The 1,031-nt window shown below is 68.5% G+C and carries 2 protein-coding genes; both read left to right on the top strand.

Annotated elements, in window-relative coordinates; genetic code table 11:
• A partial coding sequence (locus tag AB4Y84_RS22355; RefSeq protein WP_442251019.1) for a thioesterase domain-containing protein occupies positions 1–635 on the top strand: 635 nt, incomplete at its 5' end.
• Positions 626–1,031 (top strand): SDR family NAD(P)-dependent oxidoreductase (locus tag AB4Y84_RS22350; protein WP_442251018.1); only part of this gene is annotated, 406 nt, incomplete at its 3' end. The genes AB4Y84_RS22355 and AB4Y84_RS22350, both read left to right, overlap by 10 nt.

Below are 1,031 nucleotides of genomic sequence, written 5' to 3'. Positions count from 1 at the left end.
GCATCGAGGCCATGGCCAATGACTATGTGCAGCGGGTGATCACGCTGCAGCCACAGGGGCCGATCCATCTGCTCGGCTGGTCGGTGGGGGGCATCCTCGCGCAGGCGATGGCCGTGCGCCTGCACGACATCGGTCGCGAGGTCGGCGAACTGGTGCTGCTCGATGCCTATCCCAGCGAATGCTGGCGTGCCGAACCGGAGCCCGACCCGATCGCGGCGCTGCGGGCGCTGTTGGCCATCGCCGGGCATGACCCGGACGCGCATCCGGAACTGGACGATCGCGAGCGCATCCGCGCCTTCCTGCGGCGCGGCGGCAGCGCGCTGGGCAGCCTGCCCGAGGTTGTGCTCGACGGCGTGGTACGGGCGGTGACCGGAACCAATCGACTGATCCGCGAACACCAGCACCGACCTTTCGTAGGAACGCTGGCGCATGTGCGGGCCGGACGCGATCATCAGGCACGGCCGCAGTTGCAGTCCGCGCTATGGAAGGCACATGCGCTGCAGGTGGATGCCATCGAGCTGCCGTTCCTGCACGCCGAACTGACCGGGCGTGATGCGGTGGCGCAGCTGGCACCGTGGTTGTCGGCGCGGCTGCAGCAGTGGGACAGGCAACAGGAGAGCGCAACATGCAGCTGACGGGTTTTGAAGGGAATGTGGCGCTGGTGACCGGCGCAGCCGGCGGTATCGGCGCGGCATTGGTGGGGCAACTGCTGGACGCAGGGTGCCGGGTCGTGGCAACTGATCGCGAGCGACCTGCGCTGGCGACCGACGATGGGCGCGTGCGGGCTTTCGCACTGGACGTCACCGACGGTGCGGCCGTGGACGCCCTGGTAAACCAGGTGGAAGCCACGGTGGGACCGATCATGTTGGCGGCCAGCGTGGCGGGCGTGCTGCATGTCGGCGATGTCGTGGACACCCGTGACGCGGATTGGCGCAGGGTGTTCGCGGTCAATGCCGATGGTGTGTTCCATGTCGGCCGCGCACTGGCACGGGTGATGTCGCCGCGACGGCAAGGTGCCATCGTGACCGTCC

Source organism: Stenotrophomonas sp. 2YAF22 (assembly GCF_052114665.1).
GTDB lineage: Bacteria > Pseudomonadota > Gammaproteobacteria > Xanthomonadales > Xanthomonadaceae > Stenotrophomonas > Stenotrophomonas indicatrix.
This window is presented reverse-complemented; position numbering and strand designations above follow the sequence as displayed.